Source organism: Rahnella bonaserana (genome assembly GCF_019049675.1).
Taxonomy (GTDB): Bacteria; Pseudomonadota; Gammaproteobacteria; order Enterobacterales; family Enterobacteriaceae; genus Rahnella; species Rahnella bonaserana.
In genome coordinates, this window is sequence record NZ_JAFMOW010000058.1 from 1 (window position 1) to 20,940 (window position 20,940).

At 52.4% G+C, this 20,940-nt stretch carries 23 protein-coding genes and 1 tRNA gene; 7 read left to right on the forward strand and 17 right to left on the reverse strand.

Annotated elements, in window-relative coordinates; all coding sequences use genetic code 11:
• Positions 1-303: 303 nt before the first annotated feature.
• Positions 304-379, reverse strand: a tRNA-Phe gene (locus J1778_RS07840).
• Between the two features lie 685 nt (positions 380-1,064).
• Between J1778_RS07840 and speF the strand changes: the two genes are divergently transcribed.
• Together speF and J1778_RS07850 are read left to right on the forward strand one after the other, a co-directional pair.
• Positions 1,065-3,227 (forward strand): ornithine decarboxylase SpeF, encoded by a 2,163-nt coding sequence (gene speF / locus J1778_RS07845; protein WP_217172694.1) that lies wholly within the window; start codon positions 1,065-1,067, stop codon positions 3,225-3,227.
• 229 nt (positions 3,228-3,456) lie between these two features.
• Positions 3,457-4,851, forward strand: coding sequence for a glycoside-pentoside-hexuronide (GPH):cation symporter (locus tag J1778_RS07850; RefSeq protein WP_217172695.1), 1,395 nt, complete (start codon positions 3,457-3,459; stop codon positions 4,849-4,851).
• 47 nt (positions 4,852-4,898) lie between these two features.
• On the opposite strand, the gene mltC is transcribed toward J1778_RS07850, so the two are convergent.
• The 3 genes from mltC to mutY all read right to left on the reverse strand — a co-directional run bounded on the left by mltC (position 4,899) and on the right by mutY (position 7,405).
• Entirely contained in the window at positions 4,899-5,978 is a 1,080-nt protein-coding gene (mltC, locus tag J1778_RS07855) for a membrane-bound lytic murein transglycosylase MltC (protein ID WP_217172696.1), read from the reverse strand.
• A gap of 77 nt (positions 5,979-6,055) precedes the next feature.
• Positions 6,056-6,328 (reverse strand): oxidative damage protection protein, encoded by a 273-nt coding sequence (locus J1778_RS07860; protein WP_217172697.1) that lies wholly within the window; start codon positions 6,326-6,328, stop codon positions 6,056-6,058.
• A gap of 9 nt (positions 6,329-6,337) precedes the next feature.
• Complete coding sequence (gene mutY / locus J1778_RS07865; RefSeq protein ID WP_217172698.1) at positions 6,338-7,405, reverse strand: A/G-specific adenine glycosylase; 1,068 nt, start codon at positions 7,403-7,405, stop codon at positions 6,338-6,340.
• Positions 7,406-7,628: 223 nt separating this feature from the next.
• Between mutY and trmB the strand changes: the two genes are divergently transcribed.
• From trmB to J1778_RS07885, 4 genes are all read left to right on the forward strand, one after another.
• The gene (gene trmB, locus J1778_RS07870) at positions 7,629-8,348 is read left to right on the forward strand and encodes a tRNA (guanosine(46)-N7)-methyltransferase TrmB (protein WP_217172699.1); all 720 of its coding nucleotides are present in this window, start codon (positions 7,629-7,631) and stop codon (positions 8,346-8,348) included.
• Entirely contained in the window at positions 8,348-8,674 is a 327-nt protein-coding gene (locus J1778_RS07875; protein WP_095924788.1) for a YggL family protein, read from the forward strand. Before trmB ends, J1778_RS07875 begins: the two co-directional genes overlap by 1 nt.
• A 75-nt stretch (positions 8,675-8,749) precedes the next feature.
• Positions 8,750-9,676, forward strand: coding sequence for a glutaminase B (glsB, locus tag J1778_RS07880; RefSeq protein WP_217172700.1), 927 nt, complete (start codon positions 8,750-8,752; stop codon positions 9,674-9,676).
• Positions 9,677-9,700: 24 nt separating this feature from the next.
• Positions 9,701-10,432 (forward strand): YggN family protein, encoded by a 732-nt coding sequence (locus J1778_RS07885; protein WP_217172701.1) that lies wholly within the window; start codon positions 9,701-9,703, stop codon positions 10,430-10,432.
• A 51-nt stretch (positions 10,433-10,483) separates the two neighbouring features.
• Here J1778_RS07885 and J1778_RS07890 read toward each other — a convergent pair whose 3' ends face one another.
• The 7 genes from J1778_RS07890 to J1778_RS07920 all read right to left on the reverse strand — a co-directional run bounded on the left by J1778_RS07890 (position 10,484) and on the right by J1778_RS07920 (position 15,597).
• A complete protein-coding gene (locus J1778_RS07890) occupies positions 10,484-11,179 on the reverse strand; it encodes a YopT-type cysteine protease domain-containing protein (RefSeq protein ID WP_217172702.1) in 696 nt (231 codons plus the stop codon).
• Between the two features lie 42 nt (positions 11,180-11,221).
• Positions 11,222-12,358, reverse strand: coding sequence for a radical SAM family heme chaperone HemW (gene hemW / locus J1778_RS07895; protein ID WP_217172703.1), 1,137 nt, complete (start codon positions 12,356-12,358; stop codon positions 11,222-11,224).
• Entirely contained in the window at positions 12,351-12,959 is a 609-nt protein-coding gene (locus J1778_RS07900; protein WP_217172704.1) for an XTP/dITP diphosphatase, read from the reverse strand. Before J1778_RS07900 ends, hemW begins: the two co-directional genes overlap by 8 nt.
• A 21-nt stretch (positions 12,960-12,980) precedes the next feature.
• On the reverse strand, positions 12,981-13,286 hold the full coding sequence (gene yggU / locus J1778_RS07905; protein WP_217172705.1) for a DUF167 family protein YggU: 306 nt from the start codon (positions 13,284-13,286) through the stop codon (positions 12,981-12,983).
• Positions 13,271-13,825 (reverse strand): YggT family protein, encoded by a 555-nt coding sequence (locus tag J1778_RS07910; protein ID WP_013576832.1) that lies wholly within the window; start codon positions 13,823-13,825, stop codon positions 13,271-13,273. Before J1778_RS07910 ends, yggU begins: the two co-directional genes overlap by 16 nt.
• Positions 13,826-13,983: 158 nt before the next feature.
• Positions 13,984-14,805, reverse strand: a complete 822-nt coding sequence (proC, locus tag J1778_RS07915; protein WP_217172706.1) for a pyrroline-5-carboxylate reductase — start codon at positions 14,803-14,805, stop codon at positions 13,984-13,986.
• A gap of 72 nt (positions 14,806-14,877) precedes the next feature.
• Positions 14,878-15,597 carry a YggS family pyridoxal phosphate-dependent enzyme gene (locus tag J1778_RS07920; protein ID WP_217172707.1) on the reverse strand — a complete coding sequence of 240 codons (720 nt, stop codon included), beginning with the start codon at positions 15,595-15,597 and terminating at the stop codon, positions 14,878-14,880.
• 22 nt (positions 15,598-15,619) lie between these two features.
• Between J1778_RS07920 and J1778_RS07925 the strand changes: the two genes are divergently transcribed.
• A complete protein-coding gene (locus J1778_RS07925) occupies positions 15,620-16,657 on the forward strand; it encodes a type IV pilus twitching motility protein PilT (RefSeq protein ID WP_217172708.1) in 1,038 nt (345 codons plus the stop codon).
• On the opposite strand, the gene ruvX is transcribed toward J1778_RS07925, so the two are convergent.
• The 6 genes from ruvX to J1778_RS07955 form a co-directional block, all read right to left on the reverse strand.
• Positions 16,648-17,076 carry a Holliday junction resolvase RuvX gene (gene ruvX, locus J1778_RS07930; RefSeq protein WP_013576828.1) on the reverse strand — a complete coding sequence of 143 codons (429 nt, stop codon included), beginning with the start codon at positions 17,074-17,076 and terminating at the stop codon, positions 16,648-16,650. The two genes, J1778_RS07925 and ruvX, sit on opposite strands and share 10 nt — an antisense overlap.
• Positions 17,076-17,639 carry a YqgE/AlgH family protein gene (locus J1778_RS07935; protein ID WP_217172709.1) on the reverse strand — a complete coding sequence of 188 codons (564 nt, stop codon included), beginning with the start codon at positions 17,637-17,639 and terminating at the stop codon, positions 17,076-17,078. Before J1778_RS07935 ends, ruvX begins: the two co-directional genes overlap by 1 nt.
• Positions 17,640-17,770: 131 nt before the next feature.
• A complete protein-coding gene (gshB, locus tag J1778_RS07940) occupies positions 17,771-18,721 on the reverse strand; it encodes a glutathione synthase (protein ID WP_217172710.1) in 951 nt (316 codons plus the stop codon).
• 11 nt (positions 18,722-18,732) lie between these two features.
• Positions 18,733-19,464, reverse strand: coding sequence for a 16S rRNA (uracil(1498)-N(3))-methyltransferase (gene rsmE / locus J1778_RS07945; protein ID WP_217172711.1), 732 nt, complete (start codon positions 19,462-19,464; stop codon positions 18,733-18,735).
• Positions 19,465-19,565: 101 nt separating this feature from the next.
• The gene (endA, locus tag J1778_RS07950; protein WP_217172712.1) at positions 19,566-20,279 is read right to left on the reverse strand and encodes a deoxyribonuclease I; all 714 of its coding nucleotides are present in this window, start codon (positions 20,277-20,279) and stop codon (positions 19,566-19,568) included.
• Between the two features lie 92 nt (positions 20,280-20,371).
• Positions 20,372-20,893: a SprT family zinc-dependent metalloprotease gene (locus tag J1778_RS07955; protein ID WP_217172832.1), complete on the reverse strand. Its 522-nt coding sequence runs from the start codon at positions 20,891-20,893 to the stop codon at positions 20,372-20,374.
• Positions 20,894-20,940: the final 47 nt, after the last annotated feature.

Below are 20,940 nucleotides of genomic sequence, written 5' to 3' on the forward strand. Positions count from 1 at the left end.
GACTAACGCCGCAGGCGTTTGAACAACGGCTGTGCCGTTGGCCCGCAGGGCGAGCCTGCTAAGGCGAGTCATCGAACGAAGTTCGATGGAGAGTCCGCAGCTCAGAAAGCAAAAAACCAGCCGTTAGGCTGGTTTCTTTAAATAGGGTGCCCGGACTCGGACTAACGCCGCAGGCGTTTGAACAACGGCTTTGCCGTTGGCCCGCAGGGCGAGCCTGCTAGGGCGAGTCATCGAACGAAGTTCGATGGAGAGTCCGTATCTCCAAAAGCAAAAAACCAGCCGTTAGGCTGGTTTCTTTAAATATGGTGCCCGGACTCGGAATCGAACCAAGGACACAGGGATTTTCAATCCCTTGCTCTACCGACTGAGCTATCCGGGCAACGGGGCGCATTAAACCGTATTGGGCATGTGTCGTCAACGGCTTTTTTTGACAACGGTGGTGTTCGTCACCTGAATGATGCTTTTTACGACGATTTGTCGATTTAACTGCCGGAATCTGCTGTTTACCTGAAATTCCCGTGAAAAACGCCCTGTCGGGCGGTATCGTATTTTGTAAGAAATTCGCGCAATTTACAGGGTTGAACAGGGGTCTAAAAGATGCCATTATTGCGCCGATTTATTAAACAACTCTGTTCCCGTTTTCACGCGACAGCTCAAGAGGGTTGCGGCATGGCTGGTTTATCACATCGCGCTTTTTATAAGTGCAGAAAAAATCTGATGATGATCTCCGGGTGCTGTAAACACCACGATTTCAGCTTTTCTCCTTTTGCAGTCTCTTTCATGCGGTAAGGCTACCGTTTGTCCGCTGTTAGGCATTATTAAAAACAGAGCGTCATCCGCAGGGTATTTCTCTGATTTTACTGTTGTCTATCAGACGTGGCCGGGCCTGAAACTCGATTTGTCACCACTTTGCCGCTCCGGCATTGTCCTGTCGCACTCGATATCTCGCTTAGCTAACGTCATTTGCCGGGCCGGACTCTGCGCGCAATTGCTTTATGACGTGAGAACCTGCTCATTGCCGTGCCATCTGGCACACCCTCTTACTTAACCGTTTGAGAGTCTGAATGAAACATTTAAAACTTGCAGCAAGCGCTTCCGTCGCCCCTTATCTCCAGACTGCTCGTCTGGTCGTTGACCTGCGCCGCGCTGATTACGCCGACGTAGCGGCCATCATTATTTCTGTGGGTGACCTGAACCACGGCAGGCTGGCGGAGATTGAAACGCTGGGATTCGGTATTCCCGCGTTTGTTGCAGTGCAGGGAACCGAGCAGGTTTCGCCGGAGTTTTTACCGGCGTTGAAAGGCGTTATCACGTTGTCGGATGCCAATCAGGCGTTTTATGCCGCACAAATTGAATCTGCCGCGCAGGCCTATGAAGAAGCCCTGTTCCCGCCGTTTTTCGACACGCTGAAAAAATATGTCGAGATGGAAAATGCGACGTTTGCTTGCCCCGGGCATCAGGGCGGAGAGTTTTTCCGCCGTCATCCGGCAGGGCGTCAGTTTTATGATTTCTACGGCCCGAATATTTTCCGTTCCGATATGTGTAATGCGGACGTCAAACTGGGCGATTTGCTGATCCACGAAGGTTCGGCGAAAGACGCGCAAAAGTACGCCGCTAAAGTCTTCAGCGCCGATAAAACCTATTTCGTCCTTAACGGCACGTCGGCGGCCAATAAAGTCGTCACCAACGCGTTGCTGACCCGCGACGATCTGGTGCTGTTCGACCGTAACAATCACAAATCAAACCACCACGGCGCGCTGTTACAGGCGGGTGCAACGCCGGTTTATCTCGAAACAGCACGCAATCCGTTTGGTTTTATCGGCGGCATCGATGCGGCCTGTTTCGACGAAACTTATTTGCGTAAACAAATTAAAGAAGTCGCGCCGGATCGCGCTAACGAGAAACGGCCGTTCCGCCTGGCCATCATCCAGCTCGGTACCTACGACGGCACCGTGTATAACGCGCGTCAGGTGGTCGATAAAATCGGTCATCTGTGCGATTACATTCTGTTTGATTCCGCATGGGTGGGTTACGAGCAATTCATACCGATGATGAAAGAATGCTCGCCGTTGCTGCTGGAGCTTAACGAGAACGATCCGGGGATTATCGTCACGCAGTCGGTACATAAGCAGCAGGCAGGATTCTCGCAGACTTCGCAGATCCATAAAAAAGACAATCACATCAAGGGTCAGAAGCGCCATTGCAGCCATAAAAAGCTCAACAATGCCTTTATGATGCACGCCTCAACCAGCCCGTTTTATCCGCTGTTTGCCGCGCTGGACGTGAACGCGCGTATTCATGCCGGCGGCAGCGGTAAACATATGTGGATGGAGTGCGTGAAGCTTGGCATCGAAACCCGCAAAATGCTGCTGGATCAATGTTCGATGATTTTGCCGTTTGTTCCGCCTGTGGTGGGGGGAAAGCGCTGGCAGGATCATGAAACCAATGAGATGGCCAACGACGTACGTTTCTTTGATTTTGTGCCGGGTGAACGCTGGCATGCATTCGACGGTTATGCCGAAAAGCAGTATTTCGTTGATCCGTGCAAGCTGCTGCTGACCACGCCGGGCATTGATGCGTCGAGCGGTAAATACACTGAGTTCGGCATTCCGGCGACCATTCTGGCCAACTATCTGCGCGAGAACGGCATTGTGCCGGAGAAATGCGACCTGAACTCGATCCTGTTCCTGCTGACGCCTGCCGAAACGCCGGCCAAAATGCAGTTGCTGGTGGAAGAGCTGGTGCGTTTTGAGCAATACATCGAAGAAGATGCGCCGCTCAGTGAAGTGCTGCCGACGGTGTATCGTAAAAACGAAGACCGTTACCGCAATTACACCATCCGTCAGCTGTGTCAGGAAATGCATAATCTGTACGTCAGCTTTGATGTGAAAGAGCTGCAAAAAGAGATGTTCCGCGAGAAAAGCTTCCCGAAAGTGGTGATGAACCCACAGGACGCACATAACGAGTTTATCCGCGATAACATCGAGCTGGTGGCGATTGGTGATGCGGAAGGACGTATCGCCGCAGAAGGCGCGCTGCCGTATCCTCCGGGCGTGCTCTGCGTGGTGCCCGGCGAATTGTGGGGCGGGGCAGTTCAGCGTTACTTTATGGCGCTGGAAGAAGGCATCAACCTGTTACCGGGCTTTTCGCCGGAATTACAGGGTGTGTATATTGAGAAAAAGCCGGTCGGCTGGAAGCGCGTGATGGGGTATGTTCTCGCGCAATAGCCTCATAAAAACCCATCTCCGGATGGGTTTTTTATCGATTTTCTCCAGGAATAAACACGTTTTCGGATATGTGATGCAGCTCGTAAATATCCCGCTTATTGAGCGAGAATAGAGATACCTGCGTCACAGTTGATTAAAAGCATAAAACGTAAATGAGAAATCACAATACTCAGAGTGATTTTCCGGAATTATAACTAATGCAGAATTCCATCTTAATAAAGGTGACTGCATGTCAGCATTAACTGAAAGGATCAGTGCGAAGGAAAAACTGGGTTTTGGATTAGGTGATGCGGCCAGCCACATTGTTTTTGATTCCTCTGTCGCTATTCTTGCCTATTTCTATACGAATATCTATGGCCTGCCGCCCGCGGTAATGGGGACGTTGTTTCTGGTCGTCAGAGTACTTGATGCGATTACCGATCCTATTATGGGCGCGATCGCCGATCAGACTAAAAGTCGCTGGGGAAGATTTCGGCCCTGGTTGCTGATTATTTGTGTGCCCTTTGCCGTCAGTTGCGTTCTGGTTTATTCCACGCCGGATTTTGAACAGACCGGTAAAATTGTTTATGCGGTTTTCGCATATATATTTATGACCTTAATGTACACGGCGATTAATATTCCTTACTGTTCTTTAGGTGCCGCAATTACTACCGATCCGCAGGATAATCTTTCCCTGCAATCGTGGCGTTTTGCTATTGCACCCGTCGGTGGTGCGATGGGGACTGCGCTTATCCTGCCGTTAGCCGATTTTATCTCACCGGGAGACCGCGCAACCGGCATGCAGTGGGCGATGGGCATCTTTGGTGTCATTGGCTGCGTAATGTTCTTTGTCTGTTTCCTCACAACGCGGGAACGCATTACACCGGTGAAAGAAGAGAACATGAATATCCTTCGCGATGTTCGTGTGCTTATGCAAAATGATCAGTGGCGGATACTCTCCGTTTATAACCTTGCCATGTTATGCGGGGTTGTTGTTCGCGGCAGTCTGCTGGTTTATTTCGTGCAATATGTCCTGCATCAGGGAAGCGGCGTTATTTCGATTTTCATGATGGCGACTACCGTTGCGGCTGTTATCGGGAGTTTATTTGCGAAAAAACTGGGATCGTGGATGTGTAAAATCCGCGCATCTATATGGGTAAATATAGTCAGTGCATTCGCAGGATTACTTTTCTTTGTACTGCCAACCGATTACTGGATCCCAGCCTTTATTGTTCATATTGTCCTTAACTTATTACAGGGGATAAATGCTCCGCTGCAATGGTCAATGATTACGGATGCCAATAATTATGGTGAATGGAAAACTCAACGCCGTATTACCGGCATGAATATCGCGGCGAATATCTTTGTGATTAAACTCGGCGTAGCGATCGGTGGCGCGCTGACAGGCTGGGGGCTTGCATGGTTTGGTTATCAGGCGGGTGTGGAACAACAATCGGCAGAGGCGGTACGCGGTGTCCTGATTTTATTCACCGTCTTACCGGCTATTTTCTATCTGATCACGGCTTTCTCTATCCGTTATTACCAGCTGACGGAAGAGCGGATGAATCACATTGTCAGTGATTTGGGAGCCGGAAAATTCCAGACACAGAGTTTACAGACGGAAAGTTTACCGACACACAGTTAAGACATTCGTTGCGGCGCCTCACGCCTGAGGCGCCGCAATGACAAACGTTAATCCAGGCGGCGGTAGCTGCGCTGAGTATTGTTCACTTTATAAAGATAGCGGCGCGATTCTGCCGACGGATGTTTTGTCGTCAGTGTGGTATAGACATCGCCCGGCGCCATATTGTTGATGATGTTAAACGCCTGCGCTTTATTCTGAGAGAACACACGCAGAACACTTCCCGCACCGCCGTTATACGCTGTAATCACTGCATAGCGACGTGATGTCGGATTATCGATATTCCCCAGATAGACGTTTTGCAGCATCGCCAGATAGGCCGTGCCGGTATTGATATTGTTCTGCGGATCAAACAGATAGCTGCGGCTCGGCTTACCCCATTTCCCTTCAGATTTAAACACATCAACACCTGCGGTGTGTTGCACAACCTGCATCAGACCCAGCGCATCGGCATTACTCACCGCATACGGGTTAAAGGCGGACTCTGTTTGCATGATCGCCAAAATCAGAGACTGATCGACGCCATATTTGGCAGAGGCTTCACGGATCATCGGCAGATATTTATGCGCACGTTTGTTCAGGTGGTTTGGCACCATCTGGATCGTGACGGAATAAATGATATGCATACCGGACTGACGGCGCATCAGTTTGTTCTGCACCAGATAGTCGGCAAAGCTGTTGGCTCGTCCTATCCAGCGGATTGGCTGTCCGGTATTGTCGAGCACCTGACCGTACAGCATCGGTTCACGGCTGATCTGGATATCGTTGGCATCGGAATACAGGTCAACGTTGCCCGGATCATCCCCCACCAGCAATGTGCTGATGATGGCCTGACGCAGGCTGGCCGCCGGATCCGTACCAGAAATGGTTTCAATAGTGATCGTACCCGCATCAAAGTTGATGTGGCTGCGGGTGTAATACTGATCGCTATATTTTACGTAGTCTTTCGGACCCGCGATCAGTACTTCATTCATACCCCAGATGTTTTCGATGTTGTGGGCGAACTGCCCCATTAAAATATCGAATCCGTTGGTGTCTTTTACATAAGCTTCGTTGAACTGGTCTTTCTTACTGCCGGAGCAGGAGATCAACATGGGCGCGATAACCAGCAAAGCTAAAATTTTCTTCATCTTAAAAGCCATTTCTGATGAAAGAAGCCGGTGCCTGTCAGCACCTGCCTTAATATTTTAATCATTGTTATTAATGATTATTTTGACGGCGGGGTATAGCCTTCGATATGCACGTCCTGACCTTCGAACAGGAAATTGACCATTTCCTGTTCCAGCAGTTTGCGGTCTTCCGGATTCATCATGCTGAGTTTCTTCTCGTTGATCAGCATGGTTTGTTTGGCCATCCACTGAGACCAGGCTTCTTTCGAAATCTCATTGAAGATACGTTTGCCAATCTCGCCAGGGTACAGCTGGAAGTCTTGTCCTTCAGCTTCGCGCTTGAGAAAAGTACAAAAAATCGTTCTGCTCATGCTAATTCCTTATCGATCGTTCTTTTGGGTCGGTTCTTTAGCCAGTTGCGTCAAAAGACGCTCTACCGGCGCGGCCAGCCCGACGGATTGTGGTTGCGCTAAGTTATACCAGAGACCCGCACCTTCATCCATGCAACCCGCAGCGGAACGCAGATTTAACCACATCGGGACAATATCCAGATGGAAATGGCTGAAAGTGTGACGAAAAGCGGTCTGCTGCTGCAACTGATTTTGCGTAACACCGTATTTTTTCAGACCAAGAGCCAGTTCATCTTCGGTGGTAAATTGCGGGAAGCAGAACAATCCGCCCCACAGGCCGACCGGCGGACGCTGTTCCAGCCAGACTTTATCTTCCTGCTGGATCATCAGCATAAACGCGGTCTTTTCCGGCAGGGTTTTCTTAGGTTTTTTACCGGGATAATTCGCCCAGCTATGATGCGCATAGGCTTCACAGCCTGATTTTACCGGGCACAACTCGCACTTGGGTTTGCTGCGGGTACACACCATCGCGCCCAAATCCATCATCGCCTGATTGAACTGTGCAACGCCTTCGGCTGGCGTGACCGCTTCGCTTATTGCCCATAGCTTGTTTTCGATTTTCTTCTCGCCAGGCCAGCCTTCAACCGCATAACAACGGGCCAGCACGCGCTTCACATTCCCGTCTAAAATCGGGTAGTGCTGATTAAGAGCCAGCGACAAAACCGCTCCTGCGGTGGAACGGCCAATGCCCGGCAGTGCAAGAATTTCATCAAAAGTTATCGGAAATATGCCGCCGTGCTGGCTGGCGATGGTCTGCGCCGCTTTATGCAGGTTACGCGCACGGGCGTAATATCCCAGCCCGGTCCACAGATGCAGCACTTCATCGAGCGGCGCCGCGGCGAGATCAGACACCGTCGGGAAGCGTTCCATAAAACGTTCAAAATACGGAATTACAGTCGCTACCTGCGTTTGCTGCAACATCACTTCTGAAAGCCAGACTTTGTAAGGTGTTTTAGCGATTTGCCACGGCAGCGTTTTGCGGCCATAGCGCTGATACCAGTCGAGCACCAGAGGTGAGAAACGTTGGGCTTCCATCATGGGTGAATTACAGTCCGGCAGGGTTAAAAGACGGGGCTGATCACATCACAGTTCCCGTCTGGCTGTAAACCGGAACTTTCCGCACTGTATTGACGGATTTCCTGCCCGCAAGCCTTGCTAATCGGGAGTAAGTTTGGATAATGCGCCTTTCCTTATATTTAGTGACCAAAGCACAGGCATCCGCGCGCGGGTACCGCGTCTTGCCAATCGGAGTGGAAACACCATGAAAAACGACGTCATTTCACCGGAGTTCGACGAGAACGGTCGCGCGATGCGCCGTATCCGTAGTTTTGTCCGCCGTCAGGGCCGTCTGACGAAAGGTCAGCAATTCGCGCTGGACAACTTCTGGCCGGTGATGGGCGTGGAGTTTCAGGCCGAATCTCTGGATATTGATGCCTTATTTGGTCGCTCTGCACCTGTGGTGCTGGAAATCGGTTTCGGTATGGGCACGTCGCTTGTCACCATGGCGAAACAGAATCCTGACCAGAACTTTATCGGGATTGAAGTACACTCACCGGGCGTCGGCGCGTGTCTGGCAACGGCGCACGAAGAGGGCGTCAGCAACCTGCGCGTGATGTGTCACGATGCGGTTGAAGTGCTGGAAAAAATGATTCCGGATGGCTCGCTCGACATGGTGCAGCTATTCTTTCCTGACCCGTGGCACAAAGCGCGCCATAATAAGCGCCGTATCGTGCAGCCGGAGTTCGTTGAGAAGCTGCGCAAGAAACTGAAAGTGGGCGGTGTCTTCCACATGGCAACCGACTGGGAGCCGTATGCGGAGCACATGCTCGAAGTGATGACAAGTTTAGAAAGCTGGGCGAATCTGTCGCAGGAAGGTCATTATGTCCCGCGCCCTGAATCGCGCCCGGTGACCAAGTTCGAAATGCGTGGCCAGCGTTTAGGCCACGGCGTGTGGGATCTGATGTTTGAGAGGAAGCAATAATGGCTACAAATCGCAGTCGTCGTTTACGTAAGAAGTTACACATTGCCGAGTTCCAGGAGCTGGGCTTCTCTGTAAAATGGCGTTTCCCGGAAGGTACCGCGGTAGAAACCATTGACGAATCACTGGATAAATTCATTGACGGTGTGATCGAGCCAAACAAACTGGCCTTCGACGGCAGTGGCTATCTGCAATGGGAAGGTCTGGTTTGCCGTCAGGACATCGGTCACTGCACTGATGAACAGCGCGCGCAGGTCAAAAAATGGTTAGAAGACCAGAAAATGGAAGACGTGGAAGTTTCTGAGTTATTCGATATCTGGTGGGACTAATTCCACCGGTCAGATAAATTCTGAATCTTTGAAAGGTGCCTTTCCGGCACCTTTGTTACATCTGGAGGCAGGACGTTGGGTACCGAACTCGATAACAGTTTGCTGGAAGATATTCTGGCGCAGGTCAGGCCGCTGATTGGCCATGGCAAAGTTGCCGATTACATTCCTGCGCTGGCGGAAGTCAGCCCCGATCATTTAGGGATTGCCGTGTGTACCACGAAAGGCGAGATCTTTCGTGCCGGTGATGCCGATATGCGTTTCTCGATCCAGTCGATCTCAAAAGTGCTTAGCCTGACGCTGGCGCTGACCCGATATCAGGAAAGTGAAATCTGGCAGCGTGTCGGCAAAGAGCCCTCCGGGCAGCCTTTCAATTCCCTGGTACAGCTTGAACTTGAGCAGGGAAAACCGCGTAACCCGTTCATCAATCCAGGCGCGCTGGTGGTCTGCGATCTGCTGCAAACCCGGCTCTCCGCACCAAAGCAGAGAATGCTGGAAGTGGTGCGGCAACTGGCCGGATCGGCAGATCTCAACTACGATCGGCACGTTGCCCGTTCAGAGTTCGAGCATTCTGACCGCAATGCGGCCATTGCTTATCTGATGAAGTCTTTCGGTAATTTCGACAACGACGTCATCACCGTTTTGCATACCTATTTCCACTACTGTGCATTACGGATGAGCTGCGAAGAACTGGCGCGGACGTTTGTATATCTTGCCAATAAAGGGCATCCGCTGGGGAGTGAAGAACCGCTCATTGATGCCCGTCAGGCGCGGCAGATTAATGCGATGATGGTCACCAGCGGTATGTATGACGGCGCGGGTGAATTCGCCTACCGCGTCGGGATGCCGGGCAAATCTGGCGTCGGCGGCGGCATTATTGCCGTGGTGCCTGGCGAGATGTGCATTGCGGTTTGGTCACCGGAACTTGATGCGGCAGGGAACTCTTTGGCAGGTATTGCTGCCTTAGAATTACTGGCGCAACGTATTGGCCGTTCAATTTTTTGAGTTTGCTGTCTTAAGGGAGAGTACATGTTAGTAAAAAGTGGAGTGGTAAAAACCGGACTTGCTGCGTTGCTGGCGCTGAGCGCGTGGAGCGCGCAGGCTGATTATCAGTGTGCCGTCCAGCCTAAAGATGACGTGATCATCAAGCCGCAGACCGTACAGGTGGTCGGTAACAGCGGTGATCTGCTGATCACACCAAATGGTAACGTGACCCTCAACGGTAAAGACATCACCCTGAGCGCGAGACAGCGTCAGGAAGCTATCGACTATCAGGCCGGTTTACGCCGTGACCTGCCGTGGATTGACCAGGGTGCGACGGCACATCTCGAAAAAGGCCGTGTGGCGGTTGATCGTGTGATCGTCGAGAAACTGGGCTCTGACAGCAATGTGCGCAACCGTCTGGTTAAGCTCGATAAGCAACTGAAAGAGCAGATGAACCTGATTATCGAGCACCGTGCCGATGGCCTGACCTTCCACCATAAAGCGGTGGATCAGGTTAAGCAGAACGGTCAGAAGCTGATGGAACAAACCATGGGCGGCGTGATGCAGGACAGTATCAATGAGATGGGGCTCAAACAGGCGGCCAGCGGTGGAAATCCACTGCAGGCGATGATGGGTAATCTCGGCGGACTGCAGCAGGCCGTTCAGGAAGAGTGGAGCAAGCAGGAAAAAGAGTTCAAAGCCTTTGGTGATGACGTCTGCAAGCGCGTGACCAATCTGGATACTCAGCACAAAGCCTTGCTGGCAGATTTGAAATAATGGCCATTTCATCGCCTCTTTAAAACACCTAAAGAGGCGATGAAGACGACATTAGTGCGAAGTATTCACCATATGGTAAAGCGACCAGCGCTTCATGCCAGGATAGAAAGTCGTGAATAACCTCTGTAGAAAGGCGATCAAATCCCCTTCCTTTTTGAAAATAAATTCGCCTAAATTAGGGTCAAATACTTTATATTTGCCCTCGGATGTTAATAACCCCATCGCATGAGCTGAGTGACTCATTTTTATACTTAAATACTCAACCCTGCCATGCGCACACGAGTAAACAATTTCGCTTGCTGCCGTTTCAAAGAAGCTGGAATTATCAGTATTTTGTGATGTCGGGGATTCCTTTTTTACCGCATCAAAAAGATCTAAACCCAGAGGCCGGCACATCTCCCGGCGGCTATAATCGTTATAGGCATTCATTTCCGAAAATAGCAGCCTCATATTAGTGAGTCCCCTGATTACACTTGCCCCTTCGGCACCCAGAATATAATTTTTCCATTCATGGAAATTGCCCCTTTTTTTGGCATAGGTAAGCACTAATGCCAGACAGGCTCCATTTAGGCCACGCTGGACAGTTTTTCCATTGACCTGAACACCATCTTTTTGCCAATAACCGCGCCGGCAGTAGGGGAAGGGGTGTCTGGCATTGCCTAAATCCAGATAAGTGAATTGTTGAAATAAAGAATAATCAGAACAATGTGTTGCTTTAGCGAGCTCAATAGCTTTTGTGAAGCGCATATAACATCCCTGTGTTATTTATCAATGTAGACTTACGTCTGTTTACTCCCCCAAAAACAGCTCCAGCAGTGAGTTGAGGAATAATTTTCCTTTGCCGGTGATCTGCCAGTGTGTCTGGGTTTCCAGCAGATACTCTTTGGCGATCGCTTCGTCGAGCTGTGCGCGGATCACCGATTCATCCAGCCCGGTATACAGTCCAAACTCTTCGCGCGGCGCGGCTTCCAGCAGGCGAAAGCGGTTCATGAAGAATTCAAACGGCAAATCTTCGGTTTCCACCGGATGTTGTTTATCCATGTAACGCCCCTGCATATAACCGCGAGGATGCTTGGTTTTTACGGTACGCAGGATTTGCCCGTCGGGCTGCGTCAGTTTACCATGCGCGCCGCAACCGATGCCGAGGTAATCTCCGAAGCGCCAGTAGTTCAGGTTGTGCTGACACTGGTAGCCTGGTTTGGCATACGCCGAGGTTTCGTATTGCTGATATCCGGCGGCTGTCAGCAACTGATCGCCTTGCTCGAAAATATCCCACAGCGCGTCATCATCCGGCAGTTTTGGCGGGCGCGAAGCATACATCGTATTGGGCTCGATAGTCAGCTGATACCACGACAAATGCGGCGGATTGAGTGCGATTGCCTGACGCAAATCATCCAGCGCTTCTTCCAGTGTCTGATCCGGCAAGCCATGCATCAGATCCAGATTAAAGCTGCGCAGGTTCAGGTCTGTCGCCAGATGCGCCGCGCGTTTCGCTTCGTCAGGGCCGTGAATACGCCCCAGACGCTCCAGTTTCTGTGCATCAAAACTTTGTACGCCGATGGAAATGCGGTTCACTCCGGCGCGCTGGTAACCGCTGAAGCGGTCTGCTTCGACAGTGCCGGGATTAGCTTCCATGGTAATTTCAGCGTGAGTATCGAGCGGCAAACGCGCACGCACGCCATCGAGCAGCTTTTGCATCGCTTCGCTGCTCAGCAGGCTTGGGGTTCCGCCGCCGATAAAAATAGTCCCAACGCTGCGTTCGCCAACCAGATGCAAATCCGCATCTAAATCTGCCAGAAGATGCGCGACATAATCGTCATGCGGCACTTCACCCTTTAACGCGTGCGAGTTGAAATCGCAGTAAGGGCATTTTTGCACGCACCACGGAATATGAATGTAGAGACTCAGCGGCGGTAACTTACGCATTCTTTTGTGCAGCCTCTTTCATCGCGGCAAACAACAGTTTCAATGCCTGCCCCCGGTGTGACACCGCACTTTTTTCTTCACGGCTCAGTTCTGCTGCAGTTTTGCCCAGCTCAGGGACATAAAAAATCGGGTCATAACCAAAGCCGCCTTCACCTGCTTCAGCAAAGGTGATTTCACCCGCCCAACTGCCATGACACACCAGCGGCGTCGGATCTTCAGCGTGGCGCATATAGACCAGTACACAATGGAACTGCGCTCTACGCTGGCCCTGCGGGACGTCTTTCAGGGCGACCAGCAGTTTGTCAAGGTTTTGCTGATCGCTGGCATCAACGCCGGCGTAGCGTGCGGAGTAAATCCCCGGTGCACCACCGAGAAAATCAACCGCCAGACCAGAGTCATCTGCAACAGCAGGTAAACCGGTGATGGCCGCCGCGTGGCGGGCTTTCAGGATGGCATTCTCAATGAACGTCAGGCCGGTTTCTTCGGCAGATTCAACGCCGAGTTCGGTTTGTGCCACCACGTCCAGCCCGAATCCGGCCAGAAGATGTGCGAGTTCACGCACTTTACCGGCGTTGCCGGTAGCTAATACGACTTTCTGCATGGGAGAGTCCTGACTTAAACGTTATTCTGCGAGCAGTACCGCGACCTCAGTCGGGATATTTTGCGGATGGATAATGCGGACTTGTTTATGGCGGCCCAGCGCGCCCTTTTCGATGCTTATCTGACTTTTGGCGACTTTAAACTGTTTTGAGAGAAATTTCACCAGATGTGTGTTGGCCTGTCCGTCTACCGGCGGGGCGGTGATGGCGACTTTTAGTTCGTCGCCATGCAAACCCACCAGGCTGTCACGGCTGGCTTTGGGCTGGATAACCAGCCGCAAAACCAGCTCGTCATATTGCCAGACCGCCGGGCTTAAAGCTGGAACCACAGCGCACCCAACAGATCCATCCCCAGATAATTCAGCATATACAGGATAAGGATCACGACCATCGCTGAGAAATCAATGCCGCCCATTGCAGGGAGTATGCGGCGGATTGGCGCCATCAGCGGCTCAGTCAGCTGCATCAGCAGATAATCCATCGGCCCGCGGCCCTGACTCACCCAGCTCATCAGCGAGCGGATAATGACCAGCCAGAACACCAGATAACCTGCGGCTTTGACCAGCCCTATCAGGCCTATCAGCAGACTGCTCAGTCCAAAGAAGATAGCACCGCTCTGGATAAGCAACAGCAGCGGGAATTTGATGGTGCAAAGAATGAAAGCCAGCAGCAGGCTTGCGCTGTCAATCGGGCCCAGCGGCGGAATAATCCGGCGAAGTGGTCCGATAATTGGCTGAGTAATCTTCACAACGAACTGTGAAAACGGGTTATAAAAATCTGTACGTGCCCATTGCATCCAGATGCGCAGCAGCAGAACCATCACGTAGAGATCTATGAGGGTTTTAACCAGAAAAGTCAGCGTTAACATAATTCTCCTATGCCCTTCATCCTTCGCGCTGCTTCTGCGTTGGCTGCCTTCGCAAACCCCGGTCACATACTGATGTATGCTCCCGGCGATTTGACTCAGTTGCCGCCTTGACGCAACACGAATGATTTTGGGCAGTGTTATTTTATTATTTGCTCTTATTAGAACAGTTTTTCCATTTCCTGCGCGCGGGTAATGGCGGCCTGCATGGCTTCGGAAACGATCTCCGGTAATTGTCGGTCGGTGAAAACTTTCAGTGCTTCAAAGGTCGTGCCGCCTTTAGATGTTACATTCTCACGCAGTTGTGACAATGGCGTGTCCGGGCTGGCCGCCACTAAAGCACTGGCACCGCTGGCGGCTTGTTCAACCAGCATCCGCGCGGTTTCTGCACTGAAACCCAGACGCTGCGCTTCGGCCTGCATCGCTTCCATAAACAGGAAGAAATACGCCGGTGCGCTACCTGCGGCGGCAATCACGTGGTTGATACCTTCTTCGGTATCGACCCAGCAGATTTTGCCCACAGCAGTCATCAGTTCACCGCTGTAATCACGATCTGCCTGCGAAACCTGTTCTGGTGCATACAGCCCGCTCATGCCCTGACCGACCAGCGATGGCGTGTTAGGCATGATGCGCACGATATTGAGATTATCGCCCAGCAACTCACAGAAGCGCGCCACGCTGACGCCTGCGGCAATCGACAGTACCAGCTTGTCGCTAAAATCCACGTCTTTTTGCAGTGCTTTACATACATCCGCCATCATCTGCGGTTTTACAGACAATACAACGACATCTGCGGCTTTCGCACAGCCGTTATTATCGCTGCTGCTCTGTACGCCATATTTTGCGGCCAGCGCATCGCGATGGGTGGTGGAAGGCGCACAAACGCTGATCATATTGGCCGGATAACCACTTTCAACCAGGCCGGAAATAATGGCACCTGCCATGTTACCGGCACCGATAAAACATATTTTGCGATGTTGCATTCATGCTCCTTGCTTTTAATGGGGGCTGAATTGAGCCAATCAATAGTAAAGCAGTATACCGGCAGAGAGCGGTTACTGTTTTACGCTGTAATCACGGGCACCGAAAATAGCGGTACCGATACGAACCAGGGTGCTTCCGGCGGCAATCGCGGCGGGCATATCATCGGTCATACCCATTGATAACGTATCGGCCTGAGGACAAATACTGTGTAAATCTTTCAGGGCGTCACGCATCTGACCGAAAACCTCCAGCTGGCGCGCATAGTCGGTTTCAACGGCCGGAATAGCCATCAGACCGCGCAGCGTCAGATTGGACATGGCCATAATCTGCGTCGCCAGTTCGCCCACTTCACCCACAGCAATGCCGGATTTACTGGCTTCATCGCTGATGTTCACCTGAATCAGCACCTGTAACGGCGGTAAATCCGCCGGACGCTGTTCGTTCAGGCGCTGGGCGATTTTCAGGCGATCGATGGTATGACACCAGTCGAAGTTCTCCGCCACCAGACGGCTTTTATTCGACTGCAACGGCCCGATGAAATGCCAGGTCAGCGCAGGCTGATGCCCGGCAAAGTGGGCAATCTTATCCACGCCTTCCTGCACGTAGTTTTCGCCGAACGCTAACTGCCCGGCGGCAATCGCTTCTTCGACAGCGCTCGCAGGTTTAGTTTTACTCACTGCAAGCAATGTAATTTCTTCCGGAGACCTGCCGCAAAGGTCTGCAGCGGCTGCGATTTTCTCGCGGACATTCTGTAAGTTCTGCTCAATAGCATTTTGCTGACTAAGGCTCATAGGGACTCAGGAGGATTTCAACATGGATATTGATGGATTAGTGGGGCGTAGTGTAAAGCAAAATGCCTCCGATCTGCACCTTTGTACCGGCAATCGGCCCGTGCTGCGTATCGGAGGGGAATTATGCCGCTGTGAGGACCTGCCGCTGATCGACGCATCGCAGATGCAAAAGCTCATCAGCCAGTGGCTGAATGTCGCAGAACAGGCCAATTTACAACTGGCCGGGCAATTCGATAAAGCGCTGACGCTGGCGCAGGGCGTGCGGATGCGCCTCAATGTGTTTCAGCAACTGCATGGTTTGTCGGCGGCGCTGAGGCCGGTTCCCGCATGCTGTCCTGAGCTGGCGACACTACGGGCACCGGATATCTTGCAGCAAATCATTACATGTGAAGATGGCCTGATCCTGGTGACCGGTGCGACAGGCAGCGGGAAATCGACCACGCTGGCGGCAATGATTGATTATCTCAACCGCCATATGACGCGGCACATTATTACGCTGGAAGATCCGATTGAGCTTATCCATATCAGCAGACATTGCCTTATCCAGCAGCGCGAACTGGGGCTCCATACCCGTTCATTCAGTGAAGCGGTACGCGGTGCCTTGCGTGAGGATCCTGACGTGTTACTGCTGGGGGAACTGCGCGACACCGAAAGTATCCGACTGGCGCTGACGGCGGCAGAAACCGGTCATCTGGTGCTGGCGACGCTGCATACGCGCAACGCGACGCAGGCCATCGACCGGCTGATTGATGTCTTTCCGGCAGAAGAAAAAGCCTTTGTGCGGGCACAACTGGCGGGCAGTCTCAGGGCTGTCGTCGCACAAAAACTGGTGGTGCAAAAACTTAAAGAAGGGCAGGGGAATGATGATGAAAATGCGGTAAGAATGGCGCTGTTCGAAGTGCTGACGTCAACACCGGCGGTATGCAATATGATCCGCGAGGGAAAAACACATCAGCTGGCGGATATCCTGCAAACCGGCGCGCAGGCCGGAATGCAGACATTTGCCCAAAGTCTTCAGCAGCGGCAAAGTGCCGGGCTGCTGGCCGCAGATCAGGACTGACTCCATTGCTTCTCAAACCAGCTTTCCAGAATGATCACCGCAGAAGCGGCATCCACACTACCTTTGTCCAGCGCGCGGAAGCCTCCGCGGTCAAACAAATCAGCGCGGGCTTCCACGGTGCTCAGACGTTCATCATGCAGTTCAACCTGAACGCCAAAGCGGCCATGCAGGCGGTTAGCAAATTTACGGGCACGGGCCGTCAGCGGTTGCTCGGTGCCGTCCATGTTCAGAGGCAGACCCACAACCACCAGATCCGGCAGCCATTCTTTCAGCAGCTTTTCGATTTTCTGCCAGTCCGGCGTACCGTCCTGTGCTTTGAACGAGGTCAGCGGACGTGCAGTGCCGGTGACTTCCTGACCGATAGCCAGACCGATGCTCTTAGTGCCGAAATCAAACGCAAAAACCGTGCGGTTAGCCATTATGCGTGTCCTGCATGCGTGGCAAGCTGGCCGACATCGATACCGATCATTTTCGCGGCTTCACGCCAGCGGTCAGCAACCGGGGTACGGAATAAAATGTCATTGCTGGCTTCAATGGTCAGCCAGGAATTTTCCAGCAGCTCTTTTTCAAGCTGGCCCTGTTCCCATGCGGCGTACCCGAGCGCCACCAGCACATCTTTCGGCTGATCGGGCGTGCCCAGCGTTTCCAGCACGTCTTTAGAGGTGGTGATCATGGTGCTGTCCGAGATACGGATACTGGAGCCAAAGCCTTCGCGCGGCGTGTGCAGAATAAACCCACGGTCGTCAGCCAGCGGACCACCGGAAAACACCGGGCGGTCGAGGCGGATGTTCGGGTCGCGAGGCTCGGGTGTGATGTCCAGTTTGTCGAGAACGTTTTCAACGGTGAAATCTTCGACCAGTTTGTTAATCACCAGACCCATTGCGCCGTCTTCATTATGTTCGCAGATATAGACGACCGAACGTTTGAACTGGGGTTCATCCAGGCCAGGCATCGCAATAAGAAAGTGATGTTGTAGATTCATGGTAAGCAGGATGTTTAACCTCAGAAAATTGAAACACCGCGTAAAGGGCAGTGTAGTAAGTCATCCGCATCAAAAAAAGTGGGTTATCCAGCATTGCTGAACAACCCATCAGATTATGCGGTCACGCCATTTTAGCGGGCAGCCAGACGCTTTTCGATAGCGTCCATCAGCATGCCGGTGACGGAAATCGGGAATGCCGCTTCGATTTCACGCGCACAGGTCGGGCTGGTGACGTTAATTTCAGTCAGGCGGTCGCCGATAATATCCAGACCGACAAAAATCAGGCCTTTCTGCTTCAGGATTGGCGCGACAGTGCGGGCGATTGCCCAGTCACTTTCGCTCAGCGGACGCGCTTCGCCACGGCCACCGGCGGCCAGATTACCACGGGTTTCGCCCTGCGCCGGAATACGCGCCAGGCAGTAAGGCACCGGCTCGCCGTCGACCACCAGAACGCGTTTGTCACCGTCTTTGATGGCGGGCAGATAATTTTGTGCCATACAGAAACGACTGCCGTGTTCGGTCAGCGTTTCAATCACCACAGAAACGTTCGCGTCTTCTGGTTTCAGACGGAAGATAGAAGCGCCACCCATGCCGTCGAGCGGCTTGAGGATCACGTCAGTGTGCTCTTTATGGAATGCTTTTAACTGCGCAGCATCGCGGGTCACCAGCGTATCAGGCGTCAGTTCAGGGAACCACGCGGTGAACAGCTTTTCGTTACAGTCGCGCAGGCTCTGCGGTTTGTTAACGATCAGCGTGCCTTTTTCTTCGGCGCGTTCAAGGATGTAAGTGGCGTAAATGAATTCGGTATCGAACGGAGGATCCTTACGCATCAGGATGACATCCAGTTCCTGCAGGGCGATATCCTGCTCAGTACCAAACTCATACCAGCCGTCGTAATCCTGCTTCACGCTGAGTTTTTTAGTGATGGCACGGCCTTCGCCGCCGCGCAGATACAGGGAATTCATTTCCATGTAGTGCAGCTCGTAACCACGACTCTGCGCTTCCAGCAACATAGCGAAACTGGTGTCTTTTTTGATGTTGATGGAAGAAATCGGGTCCATCACGATGCCAAGCTTAATCATTTGGTCTCCTCTTAACCCAGATCGCCGAAACGAACCTGTAAGGCCGTTATCGCGGTGAGTGCTGTGGTTTCTGTACGCAGAACACGGGGTCCCAGCAGGATATCAGTAAATCCGTAGCCGGAGGTCATTGCAATTTCGTCAGCGGATAAACCGCCTTCCGGGCCAATCAGTAAGCGGACGTGGCTTACCGGTAGCGGCAGGGTGTTAATACTGTGGCTGGCGCGCGGATGCAGGTTCAGCTTCAGGCTGTCATCCTGTTCGGCACACCAGGCTTCAAGTTGCATCGCCGGGCGAATTTCGGGGATACGGTTACGCCCGCACTGTTCGCAGGCTGCGATGGCAATTTTCTGCCATTGCTGCAGTTTTTTCTCCAGGCGTTCGCCGTCAAGTTTGACGCCGCAACGCTCGGAAAACAGTGGGGTAATGGTGTTCACGCCCAGTTCGATGGATTTCTGGATGGTAAATTCCATCTTCTCGCCGCGTGAAATCACCTGGCCGAGATGCAGATTCAGCGGGGATTCGTTATCTGACAGCACGCCTTCGCTCAGGCTGACGCGCACACTTTTCTTATCAACCTGCGTGATGCTGGCGTCGAAAACCTGATTGCTGCCATCAAATAACTGTATCGCCTGACCGGGCTGCATCCGCAGAACGCGTCCGACATGGTTGGCGGCATCTTCGCTCAGCGCAATTTCGCTGTGAGCGGTCAGGGTTTCCGGATGATAAATGCGGGGGATGCGCATGTGTGGCTGCTGTCCTTAAAGTCTTTTCTGAAGGGCTATTTTGGCGTGATTAGCCCGCGTTGTCGCGAGCTAATGTGCTCTGATGACGTGTTAATACTAAGTTAGCTTTTTCGTTGTGCGCAAGCCTGCTGAACGTAAGGGTTATGATTACCCTGTACGCTGGCGATGCGGTTATCGCGCTCACATTCCCATGAAGTCACCGGATACTGGCGATCCCAGGCGGTGAACAGCTGGGTTTGCTGACGGGACAGGTTCAGTTTGTACTGATCGCGCATGTAGAAATAGGTGCGTGCGATGGCACCACGGGCACGGGCTGGCGGCTCAGCGGCCTTAGCCTTGAAGTCGACTTTCATTTCGCAGCGACCATACTGGCCTTCCCCGCCATTCCATTGGCTGTACATAAAATTATTACGGTCGCCATTCACTTCACCAATCGCGGGCTGCAGGTTGTGCAGGTCAGTTTCTACCTGACGATAATCAGCGTTTTTCGCACAATTTTTACGTCCGCCATCCTGCCAGCATTGCATCTGATGACCAAACTGCCACGCAGGAACCACATGTTCCCACTCAATCCGGCTGGCGCGCTGTTCACTTTTTCGTACCGCGTAGCCGCAGGATTGCAGATCCGGCGTGCCCTTTTTCCCTTGCCAGCTGATGTTACAGCCGCAATAGAAGCTCGGCGCACCCTGATTAATTTTAACCGCTGCGGCCTTGGCCTGAGTGAAATTATTGATGGCATGCCCGGACTGGCTCAAGGCGCTCAGCGGCGCCAGCGCACCGATAAACAGAAAAGATAAAAACGTTTTATGAAACATGTTTCTGAAAGACCTGAGACTAAAAGGCCGGAAGGGTAACGGATACAACGGGCGGTGACAATGAGACTTTGCCGTGATTAGTGATTGAAAAATCAGCTATTAGTGGTGCCTTTAGCGTTGAAACGTAACAGTTCGCCACAATGGCGGCAGCGATATTCTGACTCTTTGCGCATCACTTTGTTATGGCGACGGACGGTGAGCTGATGGTCACGGCAGGCGCATAAATACGGATAGGTTTTGCTTTGCACGGAGGCGACTTCGAACTTGTGCGTTCTGCTGGCAGAAACACCCAGCACATGTTCCATCATCCAGCGCCACTCTTTGCCGTGCGGTGCAGGTGCCCGGCCAAACCTCCGATATACCAGCAGGTGCGCCAGTTCGTGAGGCACAACTTCATCGATAAACGGCTGCTGGTTTTCCATCAGCAATACCGGGTTGAGCCGGATTTGCCAGTGTTGCAGATAGGCGCTGCCCGCGCTGGTGCCGCGTTGCTGGTAGGTGATTTCCGGCTCAGTGTAATCGGTGCCAAAAAACTGATTTGCCATCCGGAGCTTTTCCCGAAGACAGCGCATAACGGCCTGTTGCAGGGCGATGGGGAGACGTGAGGTTTTCATCTGGCGAAGGATAAATCTGGCGGGGGAGAGATGCAATATGGAATTCC